The sequence below is a fragment of the Desulfovibrio porci genome (genome assembly GCF_009696265.1).
In the GTDB taxonomy this organism is placed as follows: domain Bacteria; phylum Desulfobacterota; class Desulfovibrionia; order Desulfovibrionales; family Desulfovibrionaceae; genus Desulfovibrio; species Desulfovibrio porci.
The window spans coordinates 282,040-298,787 of the sequence record NZ_VUMH01000002.1 but is presented as its reverse complement, the minus strand read 5'-3'; the positions used below and the strand labels follow the sequence as shown (position 1 = coordinate 298,787).

11 protein-coding genes are annotated in these 16,748 nt (G+C 65.3%); 5 read left to right on the top strand and 6 right to left on the bottom strand.

The features are described 5' to 3' along the window. Positions 1-5 precede the first annotated feature (5 nt). The 6 genes from FYJ44_RS03245 to FYJ44_RS03220 form a co-directional block, all read right to left on the bottom strand. Positions 6-491 carry a FeS-binding protein gene (locus FYJ44_RS03245; RefSeq protein WP_154509103.1) on the bottom strand — a complete coding sequence of 162 codons (486 nt, stop codon included), beginning with the start codon at positions 489-491 and terminating at the stop codon, positions 6-8. Further along, positions 488-1,474 carry a 4Fe-4S dicluster domain-containing protein gene (locus tag FYJ44_RS03240; RefSeq protein ID WP_320860713.1) on the bottom strand — a complete coding sequence of 329 codons (987 nt, stop codon included), beginning with the start codon at positions 1,472-1,474 and terminating at the stop codon, positions 488-490. The genes FYJ44_RS03245 and FYJ44_RS03240 overlap by 4 nt, the downstream gene beginning before the upstream one ends. A 42-nt stretch (positions 1,475-1,516) precedes the next feature. Continuing rightward, a complete protein-coding gene (locus FYJ44_RS03235; RefSeq protein WP_154509102.1) occupies positions 1,517-2,941 on the bottom strand; it encodes an oligosaccharide flippase family protein in 1,425 nt (474 codons plus the stop codon). Between the two features lie 9 nt (positions 2,942-2,950). After that, a complete protein-coding gene (locus FYJ44_RS03230; RefSeq protein WP_154509101.1) occupies positions 2,951-3,886 on the bottom strand; it encodes an HlyD family secretion protein in 936 nt (311 codons plus the stop codon). Further along, complete coding sequence (locus tag FYJ44_RS03225) at positions 3,886-5,352, bottom strand: TolC family protein (protein ID WP_154509099.1); 1,467 nt, start codon at positions 5,350-5,352, stop codon at positions 3,886-3,888. Before FYJ44_RS03225 ends, FYJ44_RS03230 begins: the two co-directional genes overlap by 1 nt. A 77-nt stretch (positions 5,353-5,429) precedes the next feature. After that, the gene (locus tag FYJ44_RS03220; RefSeq protein ID WP_154509097.1) at positions 5,430-9,305 is read right to left on the bottom strand and encodes an acyltransferase domain-containing protein; all 3,876 of its coding nucleotides are present in this window, start codon (positions 9,303-9,305) and stop codon (positions 5,430-5,432) included. 298 nt (positions 9,306-9,603) lie between these two features. Between FYJ44_RS03220 and FYJ44_RS03215 the strand changes: the two genes are divergently transcribed. The 5 genes from FYJ44_RS03215 to asnB all read left to right on the top strand — a co-directional run bounded on the left by FYJ44_RS03215 (position 9,604) and on the right by asnB (position 16,689). Continuing rightward, positions 9,604-10,923 carry an aminotransferase class I/II-fold pyridoxal phosphate-dependent enzyme gene (locus FYJ44_RS03215; protein WP_154509095.1) on the top strand — a complete coding sequence of 440 codons (1,320 nt, stop codon included), beginning with the start codon at positions 9,604-9,606 and terminating at the stop codon, positions 10,921-10,923. Between the two features lie 99 nt (positions 10,924-11,022). After that, entirely contained in the window at positions 11,023-12,354 is a 1,332-nt protein-coding gene (locus FYJ44_RS03210; protein WP_154509093.1) for a glycosyltransferase, read from the top strand. A gap of 7 nt (positions 12,355-12,361) precedes the next feature. Next, positions 12,362-13,387, top strand: coding sequence for a polysaccharide deacetylase family protein (locus tag FYJ44_RS03205; RefSeq protein ID WP_229772470.1), 1,026 nt, complete (start codon positions 12,362-12,364; stop codon positions 13,385-13,387). 57 nt (positions 13,388-13,444) lie between these two features. Continuing rightward, on the top strand, positions 13,445-14,782 hold the full coding sequence (locus tag FYJ44_RS03200; protein ID WP_154509091.1) for a glycosyltransferase family 4 protein: 1,338 nt from the start codon (positions 13,445-13,447) through the stop codon (positions 14,780-14,782). After that, positions 14,770-16,689, top strand: coding sequence for an asparagine synthase (glutamine-hydrolyzing) (gene asnB, locus FYJ44_RS03195; protein ID WP_154509089.1), 1,920 nt, complete (start codon positions 14,770-14,772; stop codon positions 16,687-16,689). Before FYJ44_RS03200 ends, asnB begins: the two co-directional genes overlap by 13 nt. The last annotated feature ends 59 nt before the right edge of the window (positions 16,690-16,748 follow it).

The window sequence follows — 16,748 nt, the reverse complement described above, 5'->3', positions numbered from 1 at the left end:
TGCGCCTAGGCCGAACCGCTTCGCCGCCGCACTTTGGACAGAGGCCTGACCCACAGGCCGCGTCCCAGAAGCCGCAGGCAATAATGGAGGAGCAGAAGCAGGGGCAGGGCCAGAGCGCAGAACAGATGGCTGAGCTTGATGACGGCGTAGGCGCCGCCATACATGGAAAAACCAGGCAGATTGTGCAGGACCAGCAGCAGGCCTGTGGCGGCCAGCACCACAAGCAGAGTAACGCGCAGACCGCCCAAGCAGGTCAGCGCATAGCGCCGCCGCCCCGCCGCCAGCCAGACCACCGCCGCGTAGGTTCCCAGCAACAGCAGGGCCGCCGCCGACCAGTAGTGCGCCACGGTGGGCGAGGCGCGCCAGGAGTTGATCAGGCCATAACGGAAGGCGAAAGGCAGATGGGCCAGCCCGCTGACAATGGCGGCCAGCATGGCGGCCACCCAGAGCAGCTTGAAGAAAGCGGAAAACAGACAAGGCTCTTCTTTCATGGCCGCCGCCTTTTCTGTTTTTCCCGCCAGAGGCGCACACCGGCCAAGGCCGCGCCGGCCAAAGGCGCCAGCAACACCGTGCTCAACAAGCGGTTTTCCTTGTCCATGCTGGCCCCGGCCGGTCGCAGGCTGGGGCGGCCGAAGCCGATCTGGTCTTCGCGCAGCAGTTCCGCTTCCATATCGCGGAAGGGCTGCGAGGAAACATAGAGAGTGTTGGTGCCGCCGTTTTCATTGAGGCCGAAAATATCTCCCTGACGCTCCGCGGCCATAATTTCGGCCTTGCGCACGATCTCCTTGCGTGGTCCTATGCTCTGCGCCTGGCGGGGACAGGCCGTGATGCAGGCGGGCCGCTCTCCCTGATCCAGCAGATCCTGGCAGTAATCGCATTTGAACATCTGGCCGTTGCCCGCATAGCGCGGCGCGAAGTCAAGATAGGGCCCCACGCCGGACTGGCGGCGCGGAATCATCCAGGGGCAGGCGCGGTCACACTGGCCGTCGCCCATGCAGGTGCTCTGATCAATGTATACCGCTCCGCTGGCCCGTTGGCGGGCCGCGCCCGTTGAACAGAGGTTGGCGCAGGGCGGATTGATGCAGTGCATGCAGCGCCGGGGCAGAAAAATCCTGCGCGAGCCCGCAGCCGTCTGTACCGTGCAGGATTGGATATACAGCCAGTTGTACGGGGTGAGCCGGTCAATGACGTCGCGTCTGCCTGACCAGTCCTGGCTGCGCACCCGGCTCGGATAGGGCTGGGGCAAGGGTTGTGCAGGCAGGGGCACGCGTTCCAGATTGCGGGTCCGGCAGGCCTGAACGCAGGCCCCGCAGCCGTCGCAGGCGTCCACATCAATCAACGTGGCCTGCGTTTCGCCGCCCAGAGCGGCTCTGGCCGTCGCAGGCGTCAGAAGTTCAGGCAGCATGCCGCCCAGCAACAGGCCCGCAGCGCTTTGCAAAAAGCGGCGGCGCTGAAAAACGCGTTTATTCCCCACAGCTTTTATCCTCGGACCGGATTCACAACCAACGCGGCGGCGTCAACCCGCCGGTGCCGGAGTGACGTCATCTTTTTCAAAGGGCGGCGGCGGCCGCCAGAACCAGAACAGCGCCAGCAGCGGCAGCAGACCGGCCAGTTCCGCCACTTCGCGCGGCAAAGCCAGACCCACTCCCCACCACAAGCCCACGGCGGCAAAGGCGGCCCCGAGCATCAGAGCCCACTGGGCCAGACTCATGGGTCTGGCCGCCCACTGGAAAAAGCTGACTGTCAGAATGGCGACCCAGACCTTGGTAATGGTCAGAGAGAGGGCCGCGCCTTCCAGCGGCATGGCCGGAATCAGCGTGAAGCAGCAGACAAGGTTGAGCGCCAGTCCGCTGAGATAAAAGCCCAGCAGCAATTTATGCCGCCGCATGCCGATCATGGCGTAGGCCGCCAGATTGTGCAGAAAAGCCGTGGCCAGGCAGGGCGTGAGCAGGCGCTGGGCCGTCACGGCGCTGGCGTAATTGGGGCCGTAAATCAGGGGCAGAAAGCGGTCGCTCTCCACGCAGATCAGAAAGATCACCGGCAGGGAGGCCGCCCAGAGCGTGCGCGCGGTCTGCCCGGCCAGCCGCCGGAAGCCCGCGCGGTCCTGCTGCCAGAGCTTGGCCAGCAGCGGGAAAATCACCTTGCCCAACAGCGCGCTGGAAACCAGCACGGACAGGCCTTCCACGGTTTCCCAGGCCACGCCGTAGCCGCCCACATCCGCGTCGCCGCCGTACTGCTTGAGAAAAATCACATTGATCTTGTTGTAAAACATGGCGCAGGCCGCCATGCAGGTAAAGATCAGGCCGCTTTTCATCTGCCGGGCCAGATCCAGCATGCCGTCCATGCCCACTCCGGCCAAGGGGTTGCGGCCCAGCGCGCCGAGCGCCAGGACAATGCAGAGCAGGGATTCCACGGGCTTGTACAGAGCGATGAGGATGGGCGGCGCGCCCAGCAGAACGCAAATGATGCCGTAGCCGATGCCGACAAGGGCCGAGGGCACGCGGATGCGCATTTCCACGTCCTGCCGCCCCCGGGCCTGGCAGAGCGCGAAAAAGGAATCGCTGACGGCGTCCAGCCCCAGACCGGCGGCGATGCAGAGCACGATCAGGCGCAGTTCGGGCGTGTACTGCTGCCAGCCGGTGACCAGCCAGGTAACGCCCAGGGCGGCCAGCAAAACCACGATCTTGAGCCAGCTCACTTCACCCAGCAGGGCGCGGGGCCGGCCCTCGCGCCGGGCGAAGGTGGAAAGCAGAAAGTCGTTGAGGCCCACGTCGGCCACGGTTTTGACCAGATAGCCGAAGGTCAGGGCCAGTACTATCTGGCCCAGAATGTCCGGACTGCGACGGGCCAGCAGAATGGTGAACAGGGTCCAGGAAAGATCTCGCGTCCATTGCGCGCCCAGAATATAACCGAGCCGCCGGGGGATGCTTTTCAGCTTCATGGAGGCGGCTTACCTGCCCCCACTGAAACGCACAATAGCCTTGAAGCCGGGCTTCAGTTCAAGGTCGGGATTGGGCACGGTCAGCTCCACCGTGTAGTAGGACGGATTGGCTACGTTCATGTCGTTGGAAACCCAGGAAATTTCATTGACCGTAGCCGTGAATTTCTTGTTGCCCAAGGAAGGGATTTCCACCTCGGCGGTGTCGCCCTCCTTGATGCCGTTCACCTCAGCCTCATAAACCGGCACCTGGATCAGCACAGGGTTGAGCTGCCCCACGCGGATGGGCATGGTCCCGGCGGGCAGCACCGTGCCGGGATTGAGCGTTGCGTCCAGGGAAAGCACATAGCCCTTGATGGGCGAGGTCAGCACCAGGGTGGCGGGCAACTGCTCGCCCTCCTTGATGGGCACGCCGAAATAGCCCGCCAGTTCCTTGAGTCTGGCGGCGAAGTTGCTTTCGGCCTTCTGAATGGTGTCGCCCAGCAGGTCAATACGGCTTTTGAGAGAGTTCACATCGTCTTCCAACCGGACCAGAGCCTGACGGGAACCCAAGCCTGAAGCCACCAACTGGCGCGCCTTGTTGCGCTGGGCCGTGGTCTCGGCCAGACGCCGTTCAAAATCCAGCACCTGGCCTTTGAGATTCTCGGTGCCCGCGCCTATGGTAACTTCGCGCTGCAGAATCCGTTCGGCTTCTTCCTGCAGATGGTAGCGCAGCAGGGGCGAGCCTTTTTCCACGGCATCGCCGGGTTTGACCAGCACGTCGTCCACCACGGCATTGAAGGGAATGGGCACAGCGCGGGTCACGGTGGTCACCACCTTGCCGGTCAGGATGGTGGTGGCCTCGGCGGCCAGTGCGGGGCCGGAAACGGTCAACCACAGGCCGACGCAGCACAGTGCGGCCTTCAGCGCCCGGCGGGAAAAACAGAAAGAAAAAACAGGGGACGACATCAGATGAACTCCTTGGCGGGCAGGCCTAGGAAGCGTTCCTGCAGGAGGTTGGCCACGTACATCCATTCCAGATTGGCCAGCTTGTATTCCAGTTCCGCATCAATGTAAGCGATGCGGGCATTGACCATGGCCTCCTGACGGTCGGCCACCACGGGCAGTTGCTCCGTGCCTTCGTTGAAGGAGATACGCGCTTCCTTGTACTGCAGTTCCGCCGTGTCAAAACGGGTCTTGGCCAGTTTGAGCTGCGTTTCGGCCAGAGCCACGCGCTGCTCGGCCTGCAGCCAGGTATTGGAATAATTCGTTCGCTTGCGGGCCATCTCGTGAAAAGCCTGGGCCTTCTGCATGCGGGCGGTCTGCACGCCGCGGTAACGGCGGCCCCAGTCCAACAGCGGAAAATCGAACAGCAAGTGCAGAAAGGTGTCTTCACTGCCGCTGGCCGGCTGATACTGACCGGCCGGCGGGTAGTTGTTGATCTGAATGGTCATGTCCGGAATATACTGGGCCCAGGCTACCATGATGTTGTAGTCGGACAGCTTGACCTGCGCGCGTAACAGCAGATCGTCCTCAGTGGCGGGCCAGCGCTCTTCCCACTTCAGCTTGTGTCCGTCAAAGCCGGCCAGGATATCGCCGGCGCTCTCGGTATCCACGTTCAGACGCTGTTGCGGCTCCACCCCGGCCAGAATCTTGAGCTGGGTGCGCTGCATGATCTCTTCCATACGGGTCTTGTCAACTGTCAGTTCCAGTTCGCGCTGGTGCTGGGTGGCCAGATTGAGCGACACGCCCTGACGGCCCTCCACAGACTCCACTTGCTGCCAGTAGGCGATCAGTTCCTTGCCCACAGGCAAAAGCTCTTTCTGGGCGGCCACGATTTTGCTCTGGGCCTGGAGCTTCAGGTACGACTGGGCAATTTTGTAGACAGCCTCGCCGATGGCCTTGCGGTGCGTGGAAATGGCCAGATTGACCATGATCTTCTGCACCTGATGCTCGAAATAGGTGGCCACAGGGTTGGGGAAAGCGGCATAAAAACCGACCTGCAGCTTGGTCCGCCCGTAATCGCCGGGCGTGTCCTTGTTGTCCATATTCAGGCGGGTCAGGTTATTGGAAACCTGAAACGTCATGCGCGGTTCGGGCAGATACTTCCAGACGGCGCTGGTGAGGGCCACCCGCTTGATTTCCAGATCCACGGCGCTGTTGACCAGCAGAGGCGACTGCTGGATGGTCAGAAAAACGCAGTCCTCAAAACTGAAATTCTTGTCCGCGTCATACAGATTGGGCACGGCGGCTTCCAGCTTGGCCTTGTTTTCCACGGGAACGCCCGGAGCTTCCTCCAGCCAGTGCCTGGCCGGCAGTTCCGGCGATTTGAGTCCGGCCTTGTTGGAGGCGCAGGCCGGGAAAAACAGGATCAGAATCATGAGCAGCGGCAGAAAAGCGCGCGCTGACGGCGTGGATGGTACGAAATACGGCATCGGTGATCGCCCCTTTGCGGGCTTGCGCCGGAGATCGGCGGCGCGCCATGTCAAGATTGTTCAACGGCGACCGGCGGTTATTCCGCAGGAGACGCCGGTTCCAGCCGGTCAAATTCCAGGTGATGGAGGGTCAGCAACACGCGCTCCCGCGCGTCGGAAATCTGGGCGTCAAAGCGCAGCAACTTGTCGTCGGCCCAGGAACGCCGCAATTGCAGGCGCCACGGCCCCCGCGCGCCGCGCTCTCCGCCGAAACGGATAAAGCCCGCCGCATTGAGCCGCCAGCGCCGCAACTCGGCGGCCATGGCGACGTTGTCCCTCTGCCGGGACAGAGCCAGAGACGCGGCCTGGACTATCCCTTCCACCATGTGCAGGCAATCAGTATAGCCCCAATTGCCTTCGGGGGCAATGGGCGCTTCCGGCACGGCCAGGGCCGCCCGGTACATTCCGCCGGGCAGCGCCGCGAAGCCGGACAGCAGCCGCCAGGGCGCGGACAGGCCCAGCGCGTCGTAAAACGCGGCCAACTCATCATGATCCCCGTCCGTTGCCGCATCCGCACGAGAGGCGTCATCCGGCCCGGCGGCGGGCCAGAGCGGCGGCACTTCACCGGAAGCGGCGGCCAGCAGCACCATGCCCTCGGCCACCGGGGAGTAATGATCCATACGGCGGCCGTTCTCCGTCAGTTCACGAACCGCGAGATCCGCGCGGCACATGCGGGTCATGACCCGGTCGTGCATCAGCCAGGGCCGGGCCTCCACGCTCAGGCGGCACTCGCGGGTGACGCCCGGCGGCAGCAATGGGGATTCATGAAAGCGCACGTCGGACAGGCCGGTGACGGCCAGCCAGGGCAGCAAAAGGCGGGAGCCTTCCAGCAGGGCCTGAAGGGCACGGCTGACGGGCAGCCAGGGTGTTGCCGTCCCCAGGGCATTGCCCGCCCCTCCGCCATGCACGGCAAGAGCCGGATCCGCGAAACGGGAAAACTGACAGGCCCCCTGAAACAGAGTGGCCGTGGGCCGGAGGGGTGGTTGGGGGTCCGGGAAAACCAGCGGGAAGAACTCCGGCCTTTCCACCAGGCGCGGTCCGCGCGGCGCGCGGCCGGGATAAAGGACGCTTTCGCGGGCCCAGATCACCCGTTCGCTGTCCCCCCGCAACAGTTCGCGGGCCAGCATATCGCCCAGCTCACTGGGCCCGGTCCCCTGACCGTCGTCCAGCAGAACAACGGCACGGCAGGCGAAGCCGCCTTCCCGGGCCAGAACCGCCAACCGACCGGCCAGCGGGCCGCCGTCGGCCAGAGCCTTCTCCACGGTTTCGGGCGTCAGGGGCGGACGGCTGAAGCAACAGGCGTAACGCAGGCCATGGTTCAACGCCGGACGCAGGCAATCCTCCAGCAGAGAGAATGCGGCGGCATCCCCCGGAGCGGGCGCGAAAAATACGCCGTCCACCCGGCCTTCCTCCCCGGCCAACCGGCAAAGGGCCGCGCGCAGACTCTCGGCGTCCGGCTTTCCGTCCTCTCCGGCGGCGGGAAGCGCCAGCGACGTCAGGCGCGAGCCCGCCTTCGCCAGAGGCGCGCAGATCTCCAGCAACTCGCCGGGCAGGGCCAGCGTGCAGCCCAAGGGCGCAAGCCCGCTCAAAAGCCCCGGCAGAAGATCCGGATCAAAAACGCAGAGCGCCAGCACATCGCCGCGCCGCAAAGGCAGGCCCTGGCCGCAGGGGTCCAGCGAGAGAGAGGAGAGGGGCGGCGAACCGGGGGGGACATCACCGCCTTCGGCGCCACGGGCGCGGGACGCGCCGGGCGCGAAACGGCACAGCGGCGCGCGCTGACGACGCCGCGCATATCCGGGCGCGGGCGCGGCTGTTCCGGCCTCCCGCTTCATGCCGGTCTGCGCGTCTGCCCGCGTGCCGGTCAGAGCGCGCGCCAGATCTCCGATGGTCGAGACCTGGAGCAGATCCTCAAAATTGACGCTCAGGCCCAGCCGCTGTTCGGCCTCCTGGATGATCAGCGGAAAACGGCTGGAGCGCAGCGCCAGATCGTAGCGCAAATCCATTTCGGGCCGCAGGTCTTTTACCGGCCTGCCGCTGGCCTCGGCCAGCACTTCCAGCACTATGCCCATCTGCCCGGAAACAGGGCCGGAAAACGAATCTGCCGCCGAGCGCGCCGCACCGGCCGGAGCCGTTCCCAAGGACGCGGAGAGCGCGGGACCCTCCCGTTTCGCGGCCGCCGCCCTGGCGCGGATGGCCGCGCGCGGCAGATGGCCCAGCGCGTACAGTCTGGCGCAGGCCTGGCGCAGGCCTTCGGTTTCCCTGCCCTTGCGACCGGCGGAAAGGCAAAGGGCGCGCGGCTCAATGTCGCCCACCAGACCGCAGAGCGTGTCCTGCGGACCCAGTTCCAGAAAATGGCGGATGCCGTCCCGTTCCCACATGGCCCGCACGCCTTCCACCCAGCGTACGGAATTTTCGTCCAGATCCGTGATATAGCGGCAGATGGAGGGCTGATCCTGAGGATAAAAGCCCGTGGTGATGTCGCTGAGCATGGGCAGGCGCGGGGCGCGCATTTCCAGGGCGTTCAGCCGCCGCAGGGAAAGATCCCGCAACACGCGCATGCTCGGATGATGAAAGGCCAGGCTGACGTTGAGCATGATGGCCGGAATGCGCCGCTTGCGCATGCTTTTCCGGGCTTCCAGCAGGACTTCGCGCGGCCCGCTCAGGATGAACTGACGGGGCGTATTGTAGTTGGAGACATAGAGCGCGGGCCATGTTTTGCGGGCTTCCTCAATGACGTCGGCGTCGGCATGCACGGCCATCATGCCGGTTTCGCGCGTGGCCTTGGCCTCCAGTTCGGCCATGTGCGCGGCGCGGGTGTCCAGAATATACCAGGCCACTTCCGGTTCATAGATGCCGGCGAAACAGAGCGCGATGAGTTCGCCCAGGCTGTGGCCGCACATCAGGGCCGGCGCGAGGCCCAACGAGACGAACTGGCTCCACTGGGCGTATTCCAGCAGAAAAAGATACGGAACCTGCCAGCGGGTCAGGCTGATTTTTTCCACGTCCGTCTCGTCCATGAGCGCGAGCACGTCCCAGTCGGCCACCGCCGCGATGCGCTCCATGGCCGCTCTGGCCGCCGGAAAACTGTCGTACAGTTCGCGCCCCATACCCGGCCAGACCGACCCCAGGCCGCAGCACATCACCGCCAGCGGCGGCGCAGCCACGGCGGGCGCGAGCCACAGGCCGCGCGCCTCAAGCGCGCTGACGGCCGCGGCGTCCGGGCTTGCGCCCAGCCCCACAAGATCCTGCCGCCAAAGCGGATTGACCCCGGCCAGCCGCCATTTCAGCCCATTCTGGCGCAGATCCACATAGCGCACGCCGTCCAGCGCCAGTTCGTCCGGCGCGGCCTCTTGCCCGGCGTTTCCGCCCAGCGCGCCCATCTTTCCGGAAAGTGCCGGAGCGCGATCCGGACAGGCCGCAACCGGCGCGACAAGAGCCGCCTCGCCGGCCACAGGCCGACGCAACAGCAAAGGCTCGCAGCTCAACACGCCGTCAGCGGCGGCAGCACGCGGCGCGCCGCAAATCAGCAGGGCCAGCAGCGTGTCGGCATGCTCCGCCAGAAAAACCCCGGCCTCTTCCAGCAGGGCCGGACTGAAATCCGTGACCAGAACACGCGGCACGCCCGCAAGGGCGGCGTCCCCGGCGAAAATTTCTTCCAGCTTCCGGGCAAGGAGGACGGCCGCAGCCGCAAGGGAGCAGTCGGGCGCCGCACAGACCCAGAGGGCCGTTCGCGCGCCGCGCGCCGCGCCCAGACGCAGCAGTTCCCGGCAGGGAGCCGACAGGAGAGCGGCCGCGGCATCCGGACCGGAAGCGGCAACGGACAACGGGACGCGCCGGAAGGTTTCCAGCGTGAGAAAAGCGGAAGGGTCGGCAAGGGAGGACGCCGTAGAAGCTGTGGAATTGTTATTCTGCATGGCCTCTGTGGTGCCGCCGCAAGGCCGCGCGGGGCATCCGGCGGCGGGCTTGCGGATCGGGCGAAAAATGCTAGGGCATATTACGCGCCTTGTCCAGCCCGCGCGGATTTACGCCGTCCGACGGCGTTCGCGGAGATCACGGTTAAAATGCGTCTTCCCTGCTTCCCGCGCACTCCGCGCTTGCTTTGCGTTGCGGCTTCGGCTATACTGAATCGTTACAAAGTCGTGCTGAATTGAGCAGCGCATCATCACGCCGGTCCCATATCCGGCAAATTCCGGACAATCGCGAGGATAAGGCATGAAGAACAACCATTCCTGTCAGGCCGGCCCCATGGCGGAGCAGCACGCTGTCGCGCAAGAAGGCTGCGCTTCCGGCTTCAACCGCATGCGTTCCAAGCTCTCCTTTGAACGGAGTGTGGAAATGGCCAGTCAAATGGGGATGGACAATCCTCTTTTCGTTTGCCACGAGCGGGCGGCCAAGGCCACTACGCTGATCAACGGCAAGGAATACATCAACTTTTCCACCTATGATTATCTGGACATCAACGCCCATCCCGAAATCACCGCAGCCGTGACCGAGACGGCCGGCATTTTCGGCACTTCGGCAGGAGCCAGCCGCCTGGTGGGCGGCGAGCGCCCGCCCCACCGCGAGCTGGAGCGCGCCCTGGCCGATCTGTATGAGGTGGAGGACTGCATCATCTATGTCAGCGGCCATGCGGCCAACGTCTCCACTCTGGGCTTCATGTTCGGCCCGCGCGACGCCATCTTTCACGACGGCCTCGCCCACAACTCTCTGGTCCAGGGCGCGCGCCTTTCCGGCGCGACGCGTTACTCTTACGCCCACAACGACTGCGACGCCCTAGAAGAGATGCTCAAGGCCCACCGGAGCGAGCACAAGTACGCGGTCATCGCCACCGAGGGTCTGTTCAGCATGGACGGGAACATCCCGGACCTGCCCCGGATCATCGCGCTCAAAAAGAAATATGACTGCATGCTGCTGGTGGACGAAGCCCACTCTCTGGGCGTGCTGGGCAAGACCGGTCGCGGCGCGCGCGAGTATTACGGCATTGACCCCACGGATGTGGACATGTGGATGAGCACGCTCTCCAAAGCCATGTGCGGCTGCGGCGGCTTTATTGCCGGCCGGCGCGACGTGGTGAAATTTCTCAAGTACGGCTCGCCGGGCTTCGTCTTCAGCGTGGGCATGCCGCCGGTCATCGCCACAGCCTGCCGCAAGGCTCTGGAAATCATGCTGCGTGAGCCGGAACGCGTGCACAAGCTCCAGAACATCAGCCGTTATTTTCTTGAATACGCCCAGAGCAAGGGCCTGGATACAGGCGCGGCCCAAGGCTATGCCGTTGTGCCCGTGATCGTCGGCGACTCCATGGTTTCCGGCTTTCTGTCCCAGGCCTTGTTCAAGCGCGGCATCTACGTCATGCCCGTCTCCTTCCCGGCGGTCAAGGAAGGCACGGCCCGTCTGCGCTTCTTCATCTCCGCCGCCCACACTGAGGAACACGTACGCAAAGCCCTGGACGCCGTGGTGGAAGAAATCCCCACGGCCCAGGCCATTGTGGAAAAATACCGGAGCGAACATCAGGACGAAGAGCAGGACGTCTAAACGCCGTGCTTCGCCCTGGCCGTCCGATTCGGCGTTGACAGCAGCCTTGGCCGGACCGGCAACACCGGTCCGGCCTTTGTATTTTCAATGGAGAAAGTCATGCCCCTGTCCGAGGCGGCCCCCGCGGCCATTTCCACCGCCTCTTCCCACGCAGAAACCGGAAACGCGCCCCGGCGGGACGACGCTGTTCCGCCGCGCACTCTGGCCTATGTGCTGCTCTGGTTTCCGCTTTCCTCGGAAACCTTTATTTTCAGAGAAATCGTGCAGCTTATGGCCCTGGGCCTGCCTATCCGCGTCTATACCATGTACGGCAAGACCCTGAAAGGATGCTCCCGGGAAATGCGCGCATTTCCCGGCCCGGTGCGCCGCATGGGCGCACCGGCTTTTTTCCGGATCCTGGCGGCCTTTTTCCGCGCCCTGCGCCGCGAGCCGGGCAACGTCTGGCGACTGCTGCGCGAAGGCTGTTTCCGCCGCATGCGCAACCTGGAATCCCTGGGGGAAAACCTCTGGTGCTTTATGGCCGGTTTTCTGCTGGCCGAGCAATGCCGGGCCGACGGCGTCGGGCTGATCCACTCCTCCTGGGCCAACGGCCCGGCCACGGCGGCCTGGGTGGCCTCACGCCTGACGGGCATCCCCTTCGCCTTCACCGGCAGAGCCGGCGACATCTATCCCCAGGATGGCCTGTTGCGTGAAAAATCGCGCGACGCGCTGTTCATCCGCACCAACAATCTGGCCAATGTAGGCTGGCTGCAAAGCTTCTGCCCGCCGCAGCAACGGGACAAGGTGCGTCTGGTCTACAACAGCCTGACCTTCACCCAGCGTACGGAATGCGCGCTGCCCATGCGGCCGCCCTACCGCCTGCTGGCCGTGGGCCGCTTCGCGCGCACCAAAGGCTTTCCCGAACTGCTCACGGCCATGGCCCGGCTGCGCCGCGAACGGGTGCCCGTGCGCCTCACGCTGGTGGGCGACGGAAGCTGGCGGCGTAAGCTCACGGCCCTGCGCCGCCGCCTGCGTCTGACCGACTGCGTGGACATGCCGGGTTTCGTGCCCCATGACCGGCTGCGGGAATTCATGCTCAGCCACGACATACTGGTGGTGCCCAGCGTGGTGCACAGCAACGGCGACCGCGACGGCATCCCCAATGTGATCATGGAGGCCCTTTCCCACCGCATGCCGGTGGTGGCCACGGACGTCTGCGGCATCGCCGAGGTGATCCGCGACGGGGAAACCGGCCTGCTGGTACCCCAGCGCGACCCGCGCGCTTTGGCCTTGGCTGTGCGGCGCATGCTGGACGACCGAAACCGCGCCCTGCGCATGGCCGAGGCCGGGCGAGCCCTGGTGGAACGCATGTTCGACAAGGAAACGAACATCGCGGCCCTCCGTGCGCTGTACCGCTCCGCCTGCCCGCCGCAACGGGCGGAAGGGAGCTGAGAACCCGATGCGCCGCCGCGACCCCTTGTATCTGACAGTCAGCCTGGATGTGGAGGAAGAGGGCCTGTTCGGCGGCCGTTACGCCCGCCGCTCCCCCAGCGTAACCAATACCGCGCACCTCTTCCGTCTGAACCCGCTGCTGGAACGGGGCGTGCGGCCCACGCTTTTCTGCGCCCACAGCGTGCTGACCGATCCCGCTTCACGCGCGATTCTGGCCCGCTTGCGGGACGATGCCGGCGCGGAAATCGGCGCGCATCTGCACCACTGGAACACGCCGCCCCTGCACCTGGAAAACGACGGCGCAAACCTGCCCGACACGGCGGAACGCGTGCCTTCAGCGGCTATGCCCGCGCCACTCATGGCCGCCAAGCTGGACACGCTGTTCCGGGCCGGGGCCGAATTTCAGAGCGCGCCGCTGACCTCCTTCCGTATGGGCCGCTGGGATCTGCACCGCGCGCACTGGCCCCTGCTGGCTCAGGCCGGCGTGCTCTGCGACGCCTCGGTGCGTCCCCTGCACTGCGCGGCCGACGCCGACGCCGACGCCGGGCCGGACCATTTCGGCGCGCCCCCCGATCCCTACTGGGTGCCGGTGGGGGACGGACATATCTTTGAAGTGCCCTTGACGGTCACCCCCCTGCTCCGCCCTCTGCCGGGGCTGCTGGCGGCCCTGCCCGGCAGGGCGGGCAAAACGGCACGGGCGGGCCTGAAAAAATGGGGGGCCCTGGCCCTGTTGCCCGTCTATCACCCGCTCTGGGCCATGCGGGCCGTGACCCGGCTGTTCACGAAACGCGGGGGCCGCGCGCTGTCGCTGACCTGGCACTCTTCGGAAATGCTGCCCGGCGGCACGCCGCATCTGCCCGACGCGGCATCTGTGGAACGCCTGATGGCCAAAATTGAAGCCTACCTGGACTGGCTGCACGAACACTGGGAGGTTCGCAGCCTGACCATGAACGGACTGCGCTGCGCGTTAGGGACCGCGGCGCCCTGTCCGCGGCCCGGCGCGGCATGCGACTGGACAACGGGGAAGGAATAGGGGAGAAGGATTCCGGAAAGGCGAAGCAACCAAGGGGAGCGATTGAGGAGAACCCGCATGACTGAACAGAACCATCCTGTCCCGCCGGAGGCGCGTGACCCTCTTCCCGCCGGTCTGCCGCATGTGGCCTGCGTGCTGCTGTGGTATCCGCTTTTCACCCAGCCGTTCATTTTTCGCGAAGTGGAAGGCCTCAGGCAACATCTGCCGCTGACCGTCTACAGCCTGTACAGCCGCAATCTGCGCCACTGTTCCACGGAAATGCGGGCGGCGGCGGACAGCGTGCGCGCCTTCGGGGCCGGAGCCCTGTTCCGTTTCACCTTGGAAATACTGCTTTTGCTGCTGACCCGGCCTCTGCGCTTCTGCCACTTGTTCCGGCGCAGCCTATTCCATCGCTGGCGCAGTCTGGAAGTACTGGGCGAGAATCTCTGGGCTTTTGGCGCGGGCTGCTATCTGGGACGTCTCTTCCGTGAGGAAGGCATCGACCTGATCTACGCGCCGTGGCCGCGCGGCACGGCAACGGCAGCCTGGGTGGCCGCCGATATCGCGGGCATTCCCTTCGCCACTTCAGCACGCGGCGACAACCTTGAGCCCGCGGACCCGGATCTGGCGGACAAGCTGGGCGCGGCGCTTTTCGTGCGCGCCAACAACGCGGCGGATCAGGCCCGCATTGAGGCCTTCGGTCAGGGTCAGGCCAAAGGCAAGGTGGTTCTGGTTTACAACAGCCTGACCCTGCCGGATTGCCCGGATGGCCCGGATGGCGAGGACGGCGCGCGACGCCTGGAGCATACGCCCGTGCGGCTGCTGGCCTTGGGGCGTTTTGACGTGACCAAGGGATTTGACGTTCTGCTGAAGGCCTGCGGCATCCTGCGGGAACGCGGCCTTGACTTCAGCCTGACCCTGGCCGGAGGCGGCGGCAAGGTCATGGGTCTGGGACATCTGGGCGCGGAACTGGTCAGAATGCGCAAGGATCTGGGGCTGGAAGAGCAGGTCGCCATGCCGGGTCTGATTTCCCACAACGAACTGCCGCGCATTCTGAGCGAGCATGATATTTTCGTGGCCCCCTGCGTGGTGCACGCCTCGGGCCGTCGCGACGGCATCCCCAATACGGTCATTGAAGCCCTGGCCTACGGCCTGCCGGTGGTCAGCACCACGGTCAACGCCCTGCCCGAGGTGGTACGCGACCACGACACCGGCCTGGCCGTGGCCCCCGGCGATCCCGAAGCCCTGGCCCAAGCTGTGCTCTGGCTGGCCGGACACCCGGAGGAAGCCCGGCGCATGGGTCGTAACGGCGCGCGCCTGGCCCGGGAAATGTTCGATCCCCACACCAATAATCTGCGGTTGGCCGAGCTGTTCATCAGCCGGTACGCCCACTGGGAAAAAACATGTGCGGCATAGCCGGCATCTGCCGTGTGGACGGCGCAACCCTCGCCCCGGAGGCCGCAATCAGGGTCAAAGCCATGACCGACTGTCTGGCCCACCGGGGACCTGACGGCGAGGGCCTCTGGCAATCCGGTCCGGTCTGTCTGGGGCACCGGCGGCTTTCCATCATTGACCTGTCCGGCGGCGGCCAGCCCATGCACAGCGCCGACGGACGTCTGAGCGTGGTCTTCAACGGCGAGATCTACAACTTCGCCGAAATCAGGGACGAACTGACGGCGGACGGCGCGCGCTTCCAGAGCAATTCGGACACGGAAGTCATTCTGGAGGGCTACCGTCGCTGGGGCGCGGACTGTCTGGCGCATTTCGACGGCATGTTCGCCTTCGCCCTCTGGGACGCGGAGCGCCGCCGCCTGTTCTGCGCCCGCGACCGTTTCGGCAAAAAACCCTTTTTCTATACAGTGCAGCGCAACGCCCTGTACTTCGCCTCGGAACTCACGGCCCTGACCCGCGTGCCGGAGCTGGCCTTCACAGTGGACCCGCAGGCGGTCATGCGCTACCTGGCCTATGAGTACGTGCCCACGCCCCTGACCATCTACGCCGAGGTCCGGAGCCTGCCGCCCTCCCATCTGTTGCTGCTGGAAAAAGGGCGGATCAGCCTGGGGCGTTACTGGGACATGCCCGTGCCGGACGAAACCGACCCCAGGGACGAGGGCGAACTCTGCCGGGAGCTGAACCGCCTGCTCTCCCGGGCCGTACGGCGGCGCATGGTCAGCGACGTGCCGCTGGGCGTCTTTCTTTCCGGGGGCATTGATTCCTCCATTGTGGCCGGGCTCATGGCCCGGCAGTCCGCCACGCCCATCAAGACCTTTTCCATCGGCTTCACCGAGGCCAGCTACGACGAATCCCGCTACGCCCGCATCGCGGCCAGGGCCTTCGGCACGGACCACCACGAACGGGTACTCTCGGCCGAGGAATGCGCCGACGAGTTGCCCGGCATCGTCAGCCGCATGGACGTGCCCATGGCCGACGCCTCGGTGGCGCCCACCTGGCTGCTTTCGGGCGTCACGCGCGAAAAGGTCACCGTGGCCCTGGGCGGGGACGGGGCCGACGAGCTCTGGGCCGGGTATGAACACTACATCGGCTTCAAGGCGGCGGAGTGGTACAACACCCTGCCCGCCTTCGTCCGGCGCGGGATCATCGAACCTCTGGCCCGGCATCTGCCCGCATCGGCCGGATACATCAATCCGCGCCTGGCCGTGGACACCTTTCTGCGCGGGGCGCACGCTCCGGCCTGGGAGCGCGTGCAGACCATGCTCACGGCCTTTACGCCGGACATGCAGCGCGAAATTCTGTCCGCCCCCTGGCTGGAAGAACATGGCGATTTCCTCCGTCCGGAACGCCTTTTCGCCCCCACCCGCGAACACTACGAGCACTGGCGGCCGGAAAGCGCGGCTGCCCCGCTGGCCCGCGCCTTTCACGTCTATGCCCGCCAGTTCATGCTGGACGACATCCTGGTCAAGGTGGACCGCTGCTCCATGCTCCACTCCCTGGAAGTGCGCGCGCCCTTTCTGGACCGGGATGTGGCCGAATTCGCGGCCCGGCTGCCCGTGCGCCACAAACTGCACGACTTCAAGCGCAAATATCTGCTCAAAAAAGCCTTTGCCGACCTGCTGCCGCCGGAGATCCTGCACCGCAACAAACGCGGCTTCCAGATTCCCGTGGCGGCCTGGCTGCGCGGGCGGATGCGCCCGCTCATGGAAGACCTGCTCGGCGAAACGCGCCTGCGCGACCAGGGCATTTTCAATCCCGCGGCCGTGCGCGCGCTCATGGACGCGCACATCTCGGGCCGGGCGGATTTGCGCAAGCCGCTGTGGACCCTGCTGGTCTTTCAGCTCTGGTGGCAGGCCAGGCGGGCCTTTTAGCCGCCGGCGGCAAAAAACCGCGCCCGGCGCGAACCTTGTCAGTATAAACCTAATGCTTA

Bases quoted from the DNA above. Each gene is read 5' to 3' on its own strand.
- FYJ44_RS03245 (WP_154509103.1), bottom strand. From the start codon at position 491: ATGAAAGAAGAGCCTTGTCTGTTTTCCGCTTTCTTCAAGCTGCTCTGG.
- FYJ44_RS03235 (WP_154509102.1), bottom strand. From the start codon at position 2,941: ATGAAGCTGAAAAGCATCCCCCGGCGGCTCGGTTATATTCTGGGCGCG.
- FYJ44_RS03230 (WP_154509101.1), bottom strand. From the start codon at position 3,886: ATGTCGTCCCCTGTTTTTTCTTTCTGTTTTTCCCGCCGGGCGCTGAAG.
- FYJ44_RS03225 (WP_154509099.1), bottom strand. From the start codon at position 5,352: ATGCCGTATTTCGTACCATCCACGCCGTCAGCGCGCGCTTTTCTGCCG.
- FYJ44_RS03220 (WP_154509097.1), bottom strand. From the start codon at position 9,305: ATGCAGAATAACAATTCCACAGCTTCTACGGCGTCCTCCCTTGCCGAC.
- FYJ44_RS03215 (WP_154509095.1), top strand. From the start codon at position 9,604: ATGAAGAACAACCATTCCTGTCAGGCCGGCCCCATGGCGGAGCAGCAC.
- FYJ44_RS03210 (WP_154509093.1), top strand. From the start codon at position 11,023: ATGCCCCTGTCCGAGGCGGCCCCCGCGGCCATTTCCACCGCCTCTTCC.
- FYJ44_RS03205 (WP_229772470.1), top strand. From the start codon at position 12,362: ATGCGCCGCCGCGACCCCTTGTATCTGACAGTCAGCCTGGATGTGGAG.
- FYJ44_RS03200 (WP_154509091.1), top strand. From the start codon at position 13,445: ATGACTGAACAGAACCATCCTGTCCCGCCGGAGGCGCGTGACCCTCTT.
- asnB (WP_154509089.1), top strand. From the start codon at position 14,770: ATGTGCGGCATAGCCGGCATCTGCCGTGTGGACGGCGCAACCCTCGCC.